This is a genomic window from Sulfurisphaera javensis (assembly GCF_041154675.1).
GTDB lineage: Archaea > Thermoproteota > Thermoprotei_A > Sulfolobales > Sulfolobaceae > Sulfurisphaera > Sulfurisphaera javensis.
Window position 1 is genome coordinate 935,226 of record NZ_AP031322.1, and the last position, 17,438, is coordinate 952,663.

The following is a 17,438-nucleotide window of genomic DNA, read 5'->3' on the forward strand; positions in this document are numbered from 1 at the left end:
TCATGATAGTTAGTATAACAGCCGAGTTAGGTTTGGACATTGGAGAGAATTTTGCTGGTGGTTTAGGAGTTTTAGAGGGAGATAAATTTTATGCTTCTGCTAGATTAGGTATTGACTACGCTGTTATTACTTTATTTTATAGAAAAGGATATACTAGAAAAGAAGATAAACAAAAAGAGTTATTGTCTCATGTAATAAAAGAATGGGAAAGTGAAATAGAGTTCAACAAAAAGGGAAAGGTAAAAGTCGAGTATTTAGCTTATAAATTAAATACTGCCAAGGCTATATTTGTTAACGTTATTTCACCCGAATGGGCTAAAAAACTAAATGAACAGCTTTACATAGAGAATTCTGAAGAGGAAAGATTTTACAAATATTTACTTCTATCTAAAGCTTCAGAAAAATACATTAGTCAGATAATAGGCTGGGATAAGATAAAATATGTAGATTTACAAGAAGCATATCCTTCTTTTCTTCCTCTATTAAGGTATTTCCCTAGGTATAGGATAATCATTCATACACCAGCACCATGGGGTCATCCAACTTTTTCAGCAAAATTCTTTAAGGAAGAATTTGGATTCGAATTTCCTTACGATCCAGTAGTAATGACAGAAATTGGTCTTTCAGTTGCTACTCAAGGTATTGTAGTTTCTAAGAAAATGATAAAACATGTAAGTAAGGTTTTTCCACATCATATGCATAAAATAAAGGCTATAACTAATGCTGTGGAGATACCTAGATGGAGGCATCCATTACTAAATAACGTTAAAGACCTTGATGATTTTATTAGAAAGAGAAAGGAGATAAAGAAAGAAAGTCTTAAAAAATTGGGTAAAGAGAGTGAGAAACCAGTTATAAGTTGGGTAAGAAGAATTACACAATATAAGAGACCAGAGTTTATTTTAAGGTTAATAGATGAATTAAAAGATGACGTTATTTTTATTATTGGTGGAAAAGCTCACCCCTTTGAGTATTATGGAATAGAACTGGAGAAAAAATTTAAGGATTATGCAGGGACAAGAAATAACGTGATTTATGTGCCCGGAGTGGATATAAATTCCATGAAACTAGCAATATGGAGCAGTGATATATGGACCTTTACACCATTTTCCGGTTGGGAAGCTAGTGGTACTAGTTTTATGAAAGCTGGGATTAACGGTGTTCCTTCAGTCGCTTCAAGGGATGGTGCAGTTCCAGAAATTATAAGGGATGGATACAATGGTTGGCTTTATGGCGAGGATAGAGACGAGTTATTACCCTTAACTTCTTATGACCATGAATATGAAGAGTTTAAAAAGAAGATTAAAGAAGCATTAAACAATTACTATGAAATCGGATATAACGCTTATCTTACTTTCTCAGAATTCTGTTCCATGGATAGACTTATGAGAGAATACGTTTTATGAGAAAAACTATAAGTATGATAACTATTATTATTAGAAGAAACATTATACTAGAGTAATTCAAAATCTTAACTTCTTTTTCTATAATGGGAGAATTTACCTCAATTACACCTCCATTACTTACATTATAAGTTCCTACCCATTTAACATTAAACAACAAAAATGTGGGACTATATAGGATTATTTTACTACCTTGATTCAACCATTCAGTGATATTATTAATAGTAGCTTTATATTGCAATACATATTCTGGAGTATAATTAATTAAAGGTTGTGATACTATTAAAGTAGAGTTATTTTCAAGAACATATCTTTCTTCAGTATTTAAGTAGATTACTTTAGGAATGTTTATTTCGCTTCCTTCTTTAAACCATCCTTTAATAGTACTTCCATTAGGCAACATAATATTCACGTAATAGTAGTAAGTATAGTTAACATCAACGTAAACCTCTCTCGGTAAATCCGGATAAGGTATTACATACCCATTATTAACAGTTTTTCCATTAACAGATATGTAATTAAGCCGTGCGAATTCATATTTCCCTGAAATATTTTCCGGGAAATATATTTTATAACTAGAATTTAGATAAAATGAATAATTATACGGAATTATAAAAACGTAAAGAAATAAGGGTGAGGGAGGATTAAATTTCTCAGTTAATAAGCCTAAATTCTCATTTCCCACATAAACATTGGCATATGAATCTCTAATACTCACATGTAGATCAGTTGTTCCTTCTCCGGTATTTACACTGTAAGTGTATAGAGATCTAAATGGTTTCCATCCATAAGTTGAATTATAATATAAAGCTAAAGAGGCGTTTAATGAGACAAATGACGTTATTTCTCCTCCACTATAACCACCAAATACCAATTCAGCGTCATAAGCATGATAATCCCCAGTTAAGTTATAAGGATCAATAAGTAGATATCCCTTGAAGGGGAAAAAGACTGTATTGAAAAATTTTATATCTGGTTTTACAAAAGTTCCGTTCTGTATTATAACATATCCAAAAGATATCCTCATCCCATTACTTACATTACTAACATTTATTATAAGAAAACCCGCTAACGGAAGTTTATAACTATAGAAATGTGTGTAATTACTATAAAAGTAACTATTGTTAAGCAACGCAGAGACAGAGCTTACATTCCATACGTTTGCGACAAATTGTAATTGGTTTTCAGATGTGATAAAACCTATAACATCCTGTAAAAATAAACTCTGATTATCTTCCCCATACAGAACAGTATTAAGCTGGAGGGATGCTCCACTTTGAGGATTGTATGAGGAGTTATATGCGTAGAGAGAAGTAATATTAAAAAATCCTAGTATAGCATTTGTAGAAACACTGCACACACTTTTATTTCCTACTCCATATGCAACAATTCCAATAGCTGAAGAATTTCTAGGCTGGGATAAGAGTGCTAACGCATTATAAGGAACAATGAATATCTCATAGTTTTGAGGAGAGGGATATGAATTGTTAGCCCCATCTATAACAACCACATAGTTACCCGGATTTAAGTAAAATGAGTAGCTTCCTTTCGAAATATTAGTTAAGATAACAGGTTTAGAGTTTATACCCTTTATCCAGTTGTTAAACTGCTGTAAAGTAAAGATTAATAAAGGAAATTCCTGCGAAGAAAATGATATTATATTTAATTTGTAACCTTCTGGTAAGTACAAATTAAAATAAACATATTCATGAGAAGGCAATGGTATATAACCAGCTACCACAATCGAGAAAAGAAATAAAATAAGGATAAAGATCGAATAAAATCTCACAACTATTATTTATTCCTTAAGTTAAAAAGAATTAAGGATATTCTCTATCTAAAGATTTAATTTCTTTAATAGCTAATATTCCTTGCGCATGGACAAAAGCTTGTGGATAATTCCCTGTATATTCATTTCTTTCTATGTCTATATGCTCTCCAGCTATATAAAGTGAAGGTTTAAAGACATTTTCAATTATTTTTCTTGAGTCTATGCCGAGCTTCGTATAAACCCTAGCTAGCCATAATGTTGTTAAAGCAAATGGATGTTTCGCCTCCCCTAGCGAATCGGACTTATATCTTTTCACGTATATTTCTTTAACTACTAGATCTTCTTGTATCTTCTTCAACGTATTTAGAAATATCCGATCTTTTTCTGAAATAAATCCGTAAAGTGGTAAGGTTAATAAGCTAGCATCAACTTCCATAGTTTCAGTATGCTGAACGAAATGTCCATCTTTTACACCATTTTCTAAAATCCACTTTTTCAATTCCTCCTTATCCCAGCTAACTTCCTTGTTTATTTCTTTTGCTAATTTTTCAGCCCTATCCATTGCAACCCACATCATAACTTTAGAATGAATATAATGTCTAGGCTTTCCCCTGTCTTCCCAAATTCCAGCATCTTTTAATTTCCAATTTTTATCTTCCCATTCTGCGATATATTTTATTGCTTCCCAATTTTCTTCTAGGAAGACTTTATCTTTAGTTAGTGAATAGTATTGATACACAGCATCTAAGAAAAAGCCTTCAATATCTAATTGAATTTGCATTGCAGCGGCATTTCCAATCCTTACTGGCTTTGAGTTCTTATACCCAGATAACCAATTTATTTCAATCTCTGGAGGAGGATCATCCCCATCAATAGTATAAAGAGGATGAAGAAATGGCTTAGATGTAAAGTTGACTAACCCAAAGAAAAAGTTAATTATTCTCCTAGCTTCAACTATGTATCCAGCTTTTAGTAAGGCTTCAGCTATTATTGAAGAGTCTCTAACCCAAGCATATCTATAATCCCAATTTCTACCTCCACCCTCAACTTCTGGCAAAGAGGTTGTAGGTGCAGCTATTACAGCTCCTGTTGGCGAATAAATTAAGCTTAGCAAAATCCATATAGAAGTCTCATAAATTACATCTAATATATCTTTCTTATTTTTAATTTTATTTTTTTCATAAAAATTTTTCCAATAAGTAAATGACCTTCTGAAACTATGCTTCAAATCATAAATTAAAGAGGAACCTTTGTTAAAAGGACCATATTTCTCGTCGGAGGAGTAAATGAGATAAATATAAATTTCTCCGGGTAAAATTTCCCATTCAAAATATCCAGTACGTTTTATCTTATCTGAAATCAAAGCTAAACAATCGTTATCGATAGGATTTAGAAACCTAAAGCCTCTTTTTCTTTCTTCAATAATTGGCTTATATAAGCCATAATTAAAAAGTGGTTTTATTATGGCTTTTAGTGGTTTTTCTGTCTTTATATATCTAATTATTCCACTTTCTCCTTTAGGCATGATATCAATTATTTCTACGCCTTGAGCTTCAGTCTTAAGTACGTTAGGATATACATATGACATTTTAGGTTCTTCTTCTAAATATATAGAGAACTCTCCTCCTTCTTCATCCAAGAGTCTAGTAAATAGTGAGGGAGAATCAAATCGTGGTAATGGTAGCCAAACAATATTTCCTTTATCTATCAGTGCAGACGTTTTGTTATTTGATATAAACCCTAATTGTTTCATGAATTATAATATTAGCTCCAACGTTTAAGATTTGTTATTACTAAGACTATCTTATATTAAATTCATAATATTGTACAAGAATGTAATTTCCATGAAACTGCCAAAAGAAATGAAAGAGAAAATGAGCAAATATAATGTTAATTGGGATCAGCTAATTAAAGATTTCATATCAAAGAAAATTGAAGAGTTAGAAAGAGAATCTCATGCCGAAAAAGCTAAAGAAATTTTAAGTTCAATAGAGCTATCCACTAATGGATTCGCCTTAAAGGAGGTGAAGAGAAATAGAGAAAGTAATTGATGCAAGTGTAATTTCTGCGGTTATAATGAAAAGTGAAAATTGGGAGAAAATTATCGAATACATTCCTAATGGAACAACTCTAGATATTGCATATTTAGAAGTTTTAAACGTTATATACTCTGCAAGAAGAAAAAGAGTTATAGATAAAGAAAAGAGTAAAGTTCTGTTTGACGCTCTAAATGAGTTGATGAAGTCAATGAAAATTTATGATTCATCTAATTATCTTAAAGACGCTTTCATACTATCAAATGAATACAATATATCAATATATGATGCTTTATATTTAGCTTTAGCTTTATCATACAATGCTGAATTAATAACCTTATCGGATAGGCAAGCTAAAGTAGCTAGCAAACTTGGGATTACTTATAGAAAAGAACTAATGAATCTTTTAACTGGTCATTAATAATAAGGTAAGGCTTTACATTATTTTTTCCTATAGCAATTCCTTTTATTTTCTCTATTAAGTCTTTGTTTCCGACTATACAAATTTCATTCTTGTCCCTCGACACAAAATTAATGAATTTCTCTGGATCGACCACTATATTTAATGGAATAATTAAGTATTTTTCAAATCCTAATTTTTTTACAAGCTCAATAGAAGATTTATCAAGTATAACATCAATTTCGATTGAGCATCACCTCTATAAAAATATGTAAAATTATTTTTAAATGTTTCGTTAAACGTTGTTAATATAACTAATACGAGAAAAAGATGGAGTTGGAACTTTTTGACAGTTTTTTACCTCTATATTTCACAAATATAGCATAGACAAATAAAGTTGTAAGACATAGTAACGTAAATGTAATTTGTGAATTTCTTCAAGGTAAGTTAATGTAGACGTGTAAGGAAAAGAATATATATATTAAATCCTAAATATAAGTGTGCAAATTAATAAAAGTTTGCTAAAGAGAGACGTTGAAAGAATTGAAATTAGAGACTTAATTAAAGATAAAAAAATTAATGACATTGATGGAGATTGGATAAGAATAACTGACTATTTTTCGTTTAATAAAGATACAATATTGTTATTAGCTAGTGAATACAAGAAGAAGTATGGCTCTCTTGCCCCTACGATATCTTTAGCTTTACTTATTTATGGATTAGGATTAGATAAACGAGAAGAGTACATGAACGATGAAAGTGACTGGGAATATGTAAAAAATGCAATTGGTAAATTTCCTTTTGAAGAGTATTATGATTATGAAAATAGAATGTATGATATTCATATTAAAACTTTGAAAACACTACACAAATATGAATTCTTAAAATATAGTAGAAACGATTTTGTGCATTTACAAACGTGGATATTGGCAACATATTTGGCAATGTTAGAAGAGAATCATTGCACTATTACTCCAGTAAGGGAAAACAGAGTTCTTGTTTCATTAAGTATAAAAGGAAACAAAAAAGATATAGAAAATGTTGAGGAACAAATAAGGAAAAGATACGGCGTTTTATTTGATTTGAACGTCGGTTGGTTCACATATTCTTAAATATTTTTAAGAATAATAATATTTGGCGCTGGGATGCTGAATGGTGATTGACGACCACCGGCACTGATGTGTGATGCCAATGCAAAAAATAAAAAATAAGAAGCTTTTTTATTCTTCTATTGCAAATATAATTCTAATTCTTATTTTTAGTTTAAATTTTAAGAACTCTCTTTTTGGCTTAATATCAGTTCCTTTTACGATTCTTTCCTCGATAGATAAAAAGTATGTTAAAATAGCTTTAGTTACGTCTTTTTTATCAAGTGTTTTAGAATTTCCAACTCCTTTTTATCCTCTATCCATACTTTTATCAATAGTTACACTTACTAACCTATTTGCAGGAGTTTTGATTATAGGAATAACTGATATCTCAGTCCTCCTAGTATTTTTAGCTTATAAGATAACTAATACACCACTAAATGATTATCTTTTACTACCACTTTCAGCAACCTCAGCTTTTTTAGGATTTTTATGTATTAGGGCATTAAAAGGGCTTGATTATGATATTATTACATTTAACATACATGGTTTACCTAACGGTGAAACTTGGTATCTAACATTTAATAGTAAAACTTTTCAAGTTAAAGAAAATCATGTAGAAGTAATAGCTGATAAAGGGACTTGGATAATTTGCCCAATACAAAAAGCAAATATGTATTTCATTCCTGATAACCATGTCGGAGAAGCTAAAGGTGGGGATATAATAAATGTCAAGTTTTCAACTACTTATACTATTGATTTAAGAAAGTACCCAGAATGCACTATATTATTTGTAGGCAAAAACATCCCTACTGATTTTTTAATTAAGATTAATGGGAAAAAGTACAAAGGAAAAGAGATAATTGTTCTTCCAGAAACTCAGAGCGTAAACTGGATTGCTGAAGATTTAATTATCGGAGACCTTCTTTTTGAACCAAAAGTAAAATCCGGAATAGCATTAAGGGGACAATATGTTGAAATTGAATATGAACCAAAACTGCTAAGAAAAAGTCTTGATGTATTTAATTGGGATCCTAAAAGTTGGATTAACGAGAAAATTTACGGTTATAGAGTTCTCGAAGTTGTTGGAGAAGGGGGAGGTAGTTATGTATTAAAAGGAGAAAAAGAAGGGAAATATTACGCTATAAAAGTACTTAAAATAGAACCTTCTAAATCACAAACTAAAGCTATAAGTGATTTTATTGATTTATTTAAAGAATCAAATAATTTAATTGAGCTAAGCAATAATGAAGGTTTAGTAAAACTTTATGGTATATTTATTGATATAAACCAGATTGGTAGTATTATGAGAGGGGATAGTGAAACTTACTTAAAATATCCACCATCCATTGTGATGGAATTTATGGAAGGAGGTACTTTAAAAGATTTAATGAAATTTTATAAAACTGATAGAGAATGGTATGAATTAGTTAAGATAATTTTAACTAGAATTTCATTAGCCTTAAGACACATTCATAATTCTGGTTATGTTCATTTAGATATTAAACCTCAGAATGTTTTCTTCTCTGAAAAATTACCAGACAATCTTAGCAATATATTATCTATATTATTCTTAAAACCACAGATAATAAAATTAGGAGATTTAGGTTCATCCTCTAAAATCGGAGGAAAAATAACGCAAATAACACCAGAGTATAGCTCACCAAAACAACTAGAGAATGCCATCCTTGGTTTAGGAGCCACAATAGATATGGACATATTTTCTTTAGGAATGATTGGATATTACTTATTAACTGGAAAAACAAGTCCCATATCTACCTTATTAGATGAAGCGTTAAATCTTTATAATAATAATAACATTAGAAACTCACTCCTAAAAGTGGACGAGGCAAAGAAATTTTTATCTACATGGAATATTGATTTTCCTCCTAATGCACCTCAGAGTCTGAAACAATTAATTGAAGATTGCATTAAGGGAAAAATTAATAATTCCGATGAATTTTTCAATAGACTTAATTTGATTGTAATTTAACAATTAGCTTATAAATTAGTTAAATATTAATCTTTACTTATCCTCTTAATTTATTGATGATAAGGAAAAAATTGATTTTAGGGATATTCCTAGCAATAATAATAATAGTAAGTAGTTTATTCATAGTAAGAGGTCAATTTTTCGATGATACTCCAACTGTTCAAATCTTCACATACACTAGTTATAATGGAACATATTTTCCTTATACGATAAAAGTTGTCTATTATCCTGGGAATATGAGCATTAATATAAATATGAGTTTCCCTTCTGTTTGGCCAGTAACGAATTCACAACAAGATCATAATGCTGTAGTCCAAACAACTTGTAAAGCAATTTTAGAGGGAGTTAATTGGGATCTTCCAGCTTCCCAAATTGCTGGCGGAGTTTCAATTCCATTATCAACTCCTATAAATCAATTACCTGGAGCTAACGTTATGGGAGCTAAAAAAGCCCTAGTAATGTTAACTCAAATGGTCGGACAGCCCTTAGGAGTAACATTAGCTGACAATTTGTTATTTGTTGAAATGGATAGCCTTCCGGGTAGTATTTTTGCTATCAACCCAGTTACTGGAAAAATAGTCTGGTATGCTACTGGATTAGCAAGTTATGCGATGAATAATCCAATAGTTTACAATGGAATAGTTTACGTAACAGTAGGAGATGTAGGTTTTAATTTCGCTAATTTCGTTCATTACGAGAAAGGACAATATGACCAAATAGTAAGAGGAATGGGGTATGGAGCAATTTATGCCTTCAATGCTACTGACGGTAGACTAATTTGGATGAGATTTACTATGGGAGAAGCAATGCCAGCACCAGCAGTTTATGATGGAATTTTAGCTTATACTACTGGTGCTGGATGTTTTGTAGGAGTAAATGCAACAACTGGACAGGTTATTTGGATGGATAGATTTGCTGGATTATTTGCAAGTATGAGTAGCGTTAATTATTACATCTTACCAAACGGAACACCACTGTTTGTTGGAGGATTTACATCTTTATCTAAACCTTATGGATTACTAATTGCCGTTAATGGTTATAATGGAAAGGAAGTGTGGAATGCAACTTTGCCAACTCCTAATCAACCTTATAATACTGGAATGGGTGATGTTCCACCAGCCGTGTCGCAACAATACGGAATAGTTGTACAAAGTACAGTAGCTAATGCGGAGCCAAACGGAACAGTTGACACTATGTTATTAGCAGTTAACGCAACAAATGGGAAAGTATTATGGGCTACTAATCTAGGGAGAGGATATACGCCACCAGCATTTAAAGGAGGTATTCCATTAATAATAGGAAATACTGTCTACGTAGGAATTCCATCATTAGGAAGTGTTGCAGCTGTTAACTTACTAAATGGTTCAATATTATGGGAGACCAGATTACCAGATTTACAAATTCCGCCATCATATCCTGGTGGTCCTAGAGGTAGCCCTACATATTATCGTGGTTTGCTATGGGTTGCTGCTGGACAATATATTTATGTCTTAAACCCACACACCGGGAAAGTGATTACTATGTATTACGTCGGTGGTAGATTTGGCATTGTAAACCCTGTTGTTGCTGGAGGAACAATGTATCTAGCAAATTCATATGGCTGGGTTATCGCTATTCCATTAAGTGAAATTTATCCAGCAATTTAAAGTTATTTTCTTTTTTCTTCATTCTTTTTCATATTCTTTATAAAATTCTAAGGAGTGTTGAATTGCTTTATAAAAGTTTTCAATTTTTATGTTCTCATTTGGAGCATGAGCATTTGACGAGGGAGTTCCAACGCCTATTGCACTTACTATTTCCCTTATTCCTAAATCATAAAATACACCCATAGGTTGTGTACCAGCAGAGTTTGGTAAAATAACTGGATCTGTCTGGTAAACCTTTATAGCAGAACTCACCATAGCCTTAACTATTTTTGTGTTTGGACTAGTTCTGACTGGTTTTTCTAAACCATGATTGATAATCTTTACGTTCTTAAAATGATTTAAATGATCTACTAATAAGTTATATATTTTAACAGGGTCTTGATTAGGAACAAGTCTGAAATCTATTTTCACTTTAGCTATAGATGGTACTATTGTTTTGCTCCCTTCACCAATATATCTTGCAACAATACCATCAATATTACAAGTTGGTTCAGTAAAAAGTGAGTAAACTACTGATTCTTTATCCTTATACTTAAGTTCATAAGCACCTAATGATTTCTTAAAAGTCTCTATATCAAGATCATAACTTTCTAATAATCTCTCTGTCTCTAAAGGGAGTTTCTCTATATTATCATAAAATCCTCTTAATTTCACTTTTTCACCATCATAAATTGAATTAAGTATTTTGATTAACTCCCAAACTGGATTATATATTACTGGGGCATTAGAAGAATGAACATCTCTTTCTCCAGTCTTGACTATTATTTCCACGTATACCAGCCCTTTTACTCCAAGAACTATCATAGGTCTACCCTTCGAATCTAATCCAGCACCTTCCATAATTACTCCATCAGCATTAAGCTTCTCCTTATTCTTTTCGACAAATTCTGGTAAATGGATACTTCCAATCTCTTCTTCCCCTTCTATTACAAACTTAAAGTTAAGGTTGCCCTTGTATTTAGTTAAAGCTAAAAGTCTTGCCATTAATGTACCTTTATTGTCTGAAGCACCCCTTGCATAAATATAATCTCCATCTATAGTTGCTGAAAATGGTGGATATTTCCACTCATTTAAAGGATCAACTGGTTGTACGTCGTAATGATTATAAACTAAAAGCGTTTTATTACCACCGTTGTTTATTTCACCATAAATCACCGGATGACCATTAGTTTCTACAATCTCACTTTTTATTCCTAATTCTTTCATAAACTCTTTTAACCAACTTGAAGCTTCTCTTATTCCTTCTCCAGTAGCTGAAACTGAGGGTATTTTTAGGAAATCAATTAATTTTGAAAGAAAATATTTCCTTTCTTCTTCATTAAACATAATTAAAATAAGATGTTTGCCTATTTCAAGCTTTCTGCTTGAGAAATTAACACGTTTAGAACGCTTTTACCTATTCTATCTCCAGTATATTTTCCTTCAAAATTATTTATTTCTATCCACTCTTTTAAAGATTTATAACCTAGTTTAGCTAACGCTGATGAAATTATATCCTCATAGTCTTTCACATTTACCATTTCTTCTTCTACAAAAGTGGCTATCCATAAGTTAAGTATTCTCTCTAATTCCTTTAACGGTTCTTTATGGTCATCAACTCTTATATCAATGTATTTTCCGACATTAAGAGGATCAAACTCCTTTTCGCTTTTCTGCTCTTTTTTTACTACAATTATTGAAGCACTTTGCTTACCTCTTCTATCTCCTCCTTTTTCCTCACCAGCCTTTAATGCTCTAAGGATTTTCTCATATATTTTTCCCTTACCCTCAGCCTCTTTAGCCATTGCTTCTATAACTTCTTCACCAGCGAGTATATTTCCTTGAACAGTGAAGTTGTTTCCTATAATATGTCCAGCATAAGGATAACAATCTTTTCCAGTAAAAAGCTATACTTTGTCCTTTCGAGTCAACTATTCCTATTTGTCTTTTTTCCTTAAAGGATCTTGAGAAAGAAGTTTTTGCAAAGTTTCGTTCGCTGAATATTTCTCTAACAACTCTAACCCTTTTTTACCATACTCTAAATTTGCTAATGCTTGAGTTGCAATTGCTCCTACACCAGGCTTTAACCATGGAACAAAAGCACCAACAGCTAAGAATTTACAATAAATGTGGGCAGAAAGCCTTTAGGCGGGGATGAATACCCACAATATTTAAATAATACTCATAATTAAAATCCATTATGGCTCCAGAGCGAGCTGTCCGTGAGGACAGTTCTATCGAGGAGGAAATCGCGACTGTAAGAATGAAGATTTCCTCCTCAGCTCTGGAGCCATTAGCTGAAAAATACATGAAGGCAAAACGTTATGTCCTTCGTTGGTTGTATGAGAATAAAACAACTTCTCGTAAAGAAGTACACAATGCATTATATAAGGTACTAAGAGAGGAATATGGCCTACCATCAAAGCTTGCAATTGATTGTTATCGTGATGCTATAGCAACATACAAAGGATGGTTAAAGAACCCAAGAAGAGGAAGATTTCCAATAATGAAAAACATCTCCTTATGGTTAACACCAAAAGCAAGCTACACAATTGATCTCAAGAGCATGAAAGCAAAAATTCTTGGTCAAGAAGTTGAGATTGTGGGATATCCTCACAACCTGGATTTCTACAAGGATTGGGAGATTAAAGAAGCTAGGCTTGTTAAGAGGGCTGATGAGTGGTATCTACATGTGAAAATGGAAAAGAAGATGAAAATAGAAAGGGAAGTCAAAGGTCTTATAGCTGTTGATATTAACATGGATTTTATTACTTTAGGCAATGATAAGCAAGTAATCAAGATACCAACTAGGCTAGATGACGCATACCACTACAAGAAATTAGCTGAGGGATTACAGAGGAAATACCCTAAAAGATGGAAGGAGAACAAGAGGATTTTGAATAGGATAAGACACTTTCACATAAAGGCAAGTAATATTCTCACAGACTTTGCTAGGAAAGTTGGTAAGTGGGTTATTGATGAGGCTATTAAATTTAGTGCCAACTATGTAGTACTTGAGAGACTAAACAGAATGATTTCTCATGTCAAGGAGTTAAAGAGAGACTATAGAGACAAATTATACTTGATGCAGTATAACCGTATTCAATATTGGATTGAGTGGGAGGCAAGGAAACATGGTCTTAATGTGGTTTATGTTAATCCTAAGTATTCATCTATTACTTGTCCCAAATGCGGATCAAAAATGATTGAATCTGGTTATCGTATGCTTAAGTGTTAAAAGTGTGGTTTTGAGGATCATCGTGATTATATAGCCGTAATGAACTTGTATGGGAGGGGGTCTCTGACCCTCTCAACTGCCTCCCAAATGAGAGATGTAATCCCGAATCGATGAGGGGAACCTCCGCCTTAGGCGGAGGAAGTCAGTAGCAACACCAACTCCCCAAGCCTCCTCATTTGGATCATAAATGACTATTGAATACGTCATATTATATCCTCATAAGTTCTGATATAAAAAGGTATAATAGATATATCTAAAATTTATTAGGATATAATTGTAACTAATATTATGTATGACTGGTTTAAGGAGATGAGAAAAGAAAGCCCAGTTTACTATGATGGTAAAGCTTGGAATTTATTTAAGTATAGTGATTGCAAAATAGTTCTTAATGATCACAAAAGATTTTCCTCTAATTTAACTGGCTATAATGATAAGGTTGAGCAACTTAGATCTAATAGATTATTATTTGATATACCAACTAGATATACTATGTTAACTTCTGATCCTCCACTTCATGATGAGTTAAGAAGTATCGCTTCTGACGTTTTTACTCCATCTAACTTATCTATATATGAAGGATTGATAAGGGAAACTGTCACAAAATTACTTTCTGAAGTAGGTGAAGAGTTTGATGTAATGCAAAACTTAGCAATACCTTTACCTATAATAGTTATTTCTAAAATTCTAGGGATTGAAGCGGATTATAAAAAGATTAAAGATTGGTCAGATTTAGTGGCTTTGAGACTTGGTAAACCTAATGAGATTTTTTCTATTGGAAGAAAATATCTTGAACTAATAACTTATGCAAGAAGAGAAATTAAAAGCAGAGAAGGGAATAAGATAAAAGATTTAACTTCAAGAATAGCAAACTCCAATTTATCAGATATTGAGAAAGAAGGATATTTTATTCTTTTAATGATTGCTGGAAATGAAACAACAACTAATTTAATTGGGAATGCGATCGAAGATCTTACAATCTATGACTCATGGAATTATGTAAGAGAAAAAGGAGCAGTAAAAGCAGTAGAAGAAGTATTAAGATTTTCTCCCCCAGTAATGAGAACCATAAGATTAACCAAAGAGAAAGTTAAGATTAGAAATGAAGTTATTGATAGTAATGAACTTGTTAGAGTATGGATAGCCTCAGCTAATAGAGATGAAGAAGTGTTTAATAATCCAGATGCTTTTGAACCAGATAGAACTCCTAATCCTCATCTTAGCTTTGGGTCTGGTATACATCTTTGTTTAGGTGCCCCATTAGCAAGATTAGAGGCTAGAATAGCACTAGAGGAATTTTCTAAGAAATTTAAAGTTAAGGAAATAGTAGAGAAGGAAAAAATAGATAATGAAGTACTTAATGGTTATAAAAAATTGATAATACGCGTTAATAAATACTAGTAAGCATATTTTTTAATAATGAGGTTTATTTACTGTATTAAAGGGAATTATCTATTTCCATGCGACAAGCCAAAAAAGAATGAAGAATATTACATATTTGAGTATACTAAGGATCTTCAATTACTTATATCTAAGTGTAAAGGTGAACATTGTAATGAAATTGAAGTTCAATGCTTAAACTTAAAATTCGATTTGCTTGAAGCTTTAGTTGTAGAAGAAGAATTAAATAAGCTCTCTGCTTTTAGATCCTTTCTACAAAAGTATAATGCAAAAGTTTACTTCTTGGAGAACAATAGTGTACTTGAAGCTATAGTTAATCCTAAGCTTTTTTACTACAAGTACCTAGGTATTAATGATAACGAGATAAGGATGAAAACTATTAATGAACTTAAAAGATGGGTTTCAAGATTTTTATTCCTCGTTAACATCCTTGAAGATTTAAAAGTAATTAGATTCACTTCTCACTTAGATAGTCTTGATGGTAGATATGCTTTATGGATAAAAGAAAACTGTGAAGACCCAGCATTTACTTTAGTTACTGAAAAAGAAGGAGAAATAAAGATATGGTTAGGATATAAAGATTGTGATATTTTAATAAGAAATAGAGATGAAAGATGTTACAAAATAAATCAATAAAATATATTATTTTTTACGATTTATATTAATTTCGTTTTACCACTGAAATTTGATATAAGTAGATTTATAAGTTACTAATATACATGATTATTGATGAATAAGATAAATGAGTTAATAGATAAATCAAAATGGACTTACATACATACACTAATGTTTGCATCATTGGCTGTAGGTTTTTTTATGTGGGGAGTAATAGCTTCTATTGCTCCCTTGGTATATCCATCAATCAATAACGTACTTTTCCTTTTAACTCCAACATTTGCTACAATAGCTGGAAATTTAGTATTACCTTTCTTTTCAGATAAAAGATTAGGAAGGAAAACTACTTTTTTCATTACTATGAGCTTATACTCTATAGGTACATTATTCATAGTGCTTTCAGCTGTTTTAGCTGGTTTTAATAGTAATAATATGGCTAACATGCCTTATCTTGCTTTACTAGTTATTGGTATAATTTTAGGTGTATTAGGAGTTGAAGGAGAAGTGCCAGTTATGTTATCTTACACTGCTGAGATGATGCCGTTAGAGTATAGAGATCAAATGTTAGTTCTTGCACCTAATTTTGACAATATTGGCGCAATGATTGCTTCCCTCATTGGATACATTACTTACAATTTATCAAATTCATATGCAATAGAACTTATTTCTCTTTCAGCAGTAGCTATAATAGGAATAATAACTGCGATAATAATTAGACTGTTATTACCCGAATCTGTGAGATGGTTAACAACTAAAGGCTATATTACTAGAGCAGAAAAAGAAGCTGAAAAAATTGCAAAAGAAATATTAGAAATAAGAGAAAATGAGATAAACAGAAATTTAAGTTTAGGATTTAGATACGCATTTCTTGCAATTATTGGTATATCTCAATATCTAACTTATGGGTTAATGGCTTTTGTAGTAGCCGACTTTTACTTTACTGGCTCAACAGTAGACTTTATAGTGTTTATAGCAAACTTAGGTGCAAGCATAGCTGGGGTAATAGCTGGATTTATTATTAAGAAATTCAAGACTAGAATCTTTGCATTATTCTCATTTCTAGGTGGTACATTAAGTATGATACCAATAATCTTGCTAACATTTAATTTTAACATAGTAGCATTTTACATTTTACTTCTCATTAATATGCTATTTAGCGAATTTGGCTGGGCTACAAGAACAATTTACGAACCAACATTAATGCCAAGTAATTCAAGAGCCTTTATGATTGGTTTAATTAGATTAGCTCCAGTTATTGCTTATGCAGTATCTGTCTATACACTTGGCACCTATCTTTCGAATAACTTGTTATTATACTTAGTTTATAATACTGCACTTTGGGCAATAGGAGGAATAGCAACAATACTATGGTTTTATAAAGGAGTTGATGTAAATTATGTAAGTTTAGAAAAATTAGACTTAATTAGACATCAAAGTTAGATATACGTATGAGGTCTAAGCGTTTTTTGAGATTCTTTAAGGTAAATATCTCTGGGGTCTGCTAACTCTAATGCTAACCTATGTGCATAACTTCCTTCACCAAATTTTTCTTCGACGATCTCAAGATCTATCCTTCTAACTTCTCTTTCGTCAGCAATTCCTAGTAAATGAAGATATTCATGAAGAAGTATTACAAATAGGTATTCATACTCATGACCAGCATTTTTAGCCTTTAAATATTGCTGTGCATTGACATAGATTGTTGTGTCATTAGCTTTTACATAAGCCAGAACAGTAGGTGGTAAATACTCAACTAACTTTACAGTAGCATTCGGTATATCTTTCCATCTCTTTTTTAACTCTTCTTTTAAGTCCTCTAATACTATATCAATTGATATTAACGGAAAAGGCATAATACTAAACTCTCATTT

The 17,438-nt window shown here is 31.7% G+C and carries 14 protein-coding genes and 2 pseudogenes; 10 read left to right on the forward strand and 6 right to left on the reverse strand.

The window, feature by feature from the left end; translation table 11 throughout:
• The first annotated feature begins 2 nt into the window (after positions 1 to 2).
• Positions 3 to 1,406 carry a glycosyltransferase gene (locus ACAM25_RS04975; protein ID WP_369611232.1) on the forward strand — a complete coding sequence of 468 codons (1,404 nt, stop codon included), beginning with the start codon at positions 3 to 5 and terminating at the stop codon, positions 1,404 to 1,406.
• Here the strand turns inward: ACAM25_RS04975 and ACAM25_RS04980 are convergent.
• Positions 1,384 to 3,192: a thermopsin family protease gene (locus ACAM25_RS04980; protein WP_369611233.1), complete on the reverse strand. Its 1,809-nt coding sequence runs from the start codon at positions 3,190 to 3,192 to the stop codon at positions 1,384 to 1,386. The genes ACAM25_RS04975 and ACAM25_RS04980 overlap by 23 nt on opposite strands.
• Before the next feature lie 31 nt (positions 3,193 to 3,223).
• Positions 3,224 to 4,927, reverse strand: a complete 1,704-nt coding sequence (locus tag ACAM25_RS04985; RefSeq protein ID WP_369611234.1) for a glycoside hydrolase family 15 protein — start codon at positions 4,925 to 4,927, stop codon at positions 3,224 to 3,226.
• 91 nt (positions 4,928 to 5,018) lie between these two features.
• Between ACAM25_RS04985 and ACAM25_RS04990 the strand changes: the two genes are divergently transcribed.
• From ACAM25_RS04990 to ACAM25_RS05010, 5 genes are all read left to right on the forward strand, one after another.
• Positions 5,019 to 5,225 carry a VapB-type antitoxin gene (locus ACAM25_RS04990; RefSeq protein WP_369611235.1) on the forward strand — a complete coding sequence of 69 codons (207 nt, stop codon included), beginning with the start codon at positions 5,019 to 5,021 and terminating at the stop codon, positions 5,223 to 5,225.
• Between the two features lie 25 nt (positions 5,226 to 5,250).
• Positions 5,251 to 5,631 carry a type II toxin-antitoxin system VapC family toxin gene (locus ACAM25_RS04995; RefSeq protein ID WP_369611236.1) on the forward strand — a complete coding sequence of 127 codons (381 nt, stop codon included), beginning with the start codon at positions 5,251 to 5,253 and terminating at the stop codon, positions 5,629 to 5,631.
• A gap of 479 nt (positions 5,632 to 6,110) precedes the next feature.
• A complete protein-coding gene (locus tag ACAM25_RS05000) occupies positions 6,111 to 6,722 on the forward strand; it encodes a hypothetical protein (protein ID WP_369611237.1) in 612 nt (203 codons plus the stop codon).
• Between the two features lie 79 nt (positions 6,723 to 6,801).
• Positions 6,802 to 8,691: a protein kinase gene (locus tag ACAM25_RS05005; protein ID WP_369611238.1), complete on the forward strand. Its 1,890-nt coding sequence runs from the start codon at positions 6,802 to 6,804 to the stop codon at positions 8,689 to 8,691.
• A 56-nt stretch (positions 8,692 to 8,747) separates the two neighbouring features.
• Positions 8,748 to 10,337: a PQQ-binding-like beta-propeller repeat protein gene (locus ACAM25_RS05010; RefSeq protein ID WP_369611239.1), complete on the forward strand. Its 1,590-nt coding sequence runs from the start codon at positions 8,748 to 8,750 to the stop codon at positions 10,335 to 10,337.
• An 18-nt stretch (positions 10,338 to 10,355) separates the two neighbouring features.
• Here ACAM25_RS05010 and ACAM25_RS05015 read toward each other — a convergent pair whose 3' ends face one another.
• The 3 genes and pseudogenes from ACAM25_RS05015 to ACAM25_RS05025 form a co-directional block, all read right to left on the reverse strand.
• Entirely contained in the window at positions 10,356 to 11,663 is a 1,308-nt protein-coding gene (locus tag ACAM25_RS05015) for a M20/M25/M40 family metallo-hydrolase (RefSeq protein WP_369611240.1), read from the reverse strand.
• A 20-nt stretch (positions 11,664 to 11,683) separates the two neighbouring features.
• Positions 11,684 to 11,941: a putative peptidoglycan binding domain-containing protein gene (locus ACAM25_RS05020; RefSeq protein ID WP_369611606.1), complete on the reverse strand. Its 258-nt coding sequence runs from the start codon at positions 11,939 to 11,941 to the stop codon at positions 11,684 to 11,686.
• Positions 11,915 to 12,445, reverse strand: a pseudogene (locus tag ACAM25_RS05025) (DUF1028 domain-containing protein); the annotation flags it as partial. The gene ACAM25_RS05020 and the pseudogene ACAM25_RS05025, both read right to left, overlap by 27 nt.
• A gap of 71 nt (positions 12,446 to 12,516) precedes the next feature.
• Here ACAM25_RS05025 and ACAM25_RS05030 point away from each other — a divergent pair.
• The 4 genes and pseudogenes from ACAM25_RS05030 (at position 12,517) to ACAM25_RS05045 (ending at position 17,007) form a co-directional block, all read left to right on the forward strand.
• Positions 12,517 to 13,668 (forward strand): annotated as a pseudogene (locus ACAM25_RS05030) (RNA-guided endonuclease TnpB family protein).
• Between the two features lie 174 nt (positions 13,669 to 13,842).
• Positions 13,843 to 14,952: a cytochrome P450 gene (locus tag ACAM25_RS05035; RefSeq protein WP_369611241.1), complete on the forward strand. Its 1,110-nt coding sequence runs from the start codon at positions 13,843 to 13,845 to the stop codon at positions 14,950 to 14,952.
• An 18-nt stretch (positions 14,953 to 14,970) separates the two neighbouring features.
• Positions 14,971 to 15,588: a hypothetical protein gene (locus tag ACAM25_RS05040; RefSeq protein WP_369611242.1), complete on the forward strand. Its 618-nt coding sequence runs from the start codon at positions 14,971 to 14,973 to the stop codon at positions 15,586 to 15,588.
• Positions 15,589 to 15,681: 93 nt separating this feature from the next.
• Positions 15,682 to 17,007 carry an MFS transporter gene (locus ACAM25_RS05045; RefSeq protein ID WP_369611243.1) on the forward strand — a complete coding sequence of 442 codons (1,326 nt, stop codon included), beginning with the start codon at positions 15,682 to 15,684 and terminating at the stop codon, positions 17,005 to 17,007.
• Here ACAM25_RS05045 and ACAM25_RS05050 read toward each other — a convergent pair.
• Positions 17,004 to 17,420, reverse strand: a complete 417-nt coding sequence (locus ACAM25_RS05050; protein ID WP_369611244.1) for a hypothetical protein — start codon at positions 17,418 to 17,420, stop codon at positions 17,004 to 17,006. The two genes, ACAM25_RS05045 and ACAM25_RS05050, sit on opposite strands and share 4 nt — an antisense overlap.
• Between the last annotated feature and the right edge of the window lie 18 nt (positions 17,421 to 17,438).

What these genes read in the sequence shown, in the direction of transcription:
- ACAM25_RS05045 (WP_369611243.1), top strand. Translation starts at nt 15,682, where the DNA reads ATGAATAAGATAAATGAGTTAATAGATAAATCAAAATGGACTTACATA.
- ACAM25_RS04995 (WP_369611236.1), top strand. Translation starts at nt 5,251, where the DNA reads ATGAAAAGTGAAAATTGGGAGAAAATTATCGAATACATTCCTAATGGA.
- ACAM25_RS05005 (WP_369611238.1), top strand. Translation starts at nt 6,802, where the DNA reads ATGCAAAAAATAAAAAATAAGAAGCTTTTTTATTCTTCTATTGCAAAT.
- ACAM25_RS05040 (WP_369611242.1), top strand. Translation starts at nt 14,971, where the DNA reads ATGAGGTTTATTTACTGTATTAAAGGGAATTATCTATTTCCATGCGAC.
- ACAM25_RS05035 (WP_369611241.1), top strand. Translation starts at nt 13,843, where the DNA reads ATGTATGACTGGTTTAAGGAGATGAGAAAAGAAAGCCCAGTTTACTAT.
- ACAM25_RS04975 (WP_369611232.1), top strand. Translation starts at nt 3, where the DNA reads ATGATAGTTAGTATAACAGCCGAGTTAGGTTTGGACATTGGAGAGAAT.
- ACAM25_RS05050 (WP_369611244.1), bottom strand. Translation starts at nt 17,420, where the DNA reads ATGCCTTTTCCGTTAATATCAATTGATATAGTATTAGAGGACTTAAAA.
- ACAM25_RS04985 (WP_369611234.1), bottom strand. Translation starts at nt 4,927, where the DNA reads ATGAAACAATTAGGGTTTATATCAAATAACAAAACGTCTGCACTGATA.
- ACAM25_RS05015 (WP_369611240.1), bottom strand. Translation starts at nt 11,663, where the DNA reads ATGTTTAATGAAGAAGAAAGGAAATATTTTCTTTCAAAATTAATTGAT.
- ACAM25_RS04990 (WP_369611235.1), top strand. Translation starts at nt 5,019, where the DNA reads ATGAAACTGCCAAAAGAAATGAAAGAGAAAATGAGCAAATATAATGTT.
- ACAM25_RS05010 (WP_369611239.1), top strand. Translation starts at nt 8,748, where the DNA reads ATGATAAGGAAAAAATTGATTTTAGGGATATTCCTAGCAATAATAATA.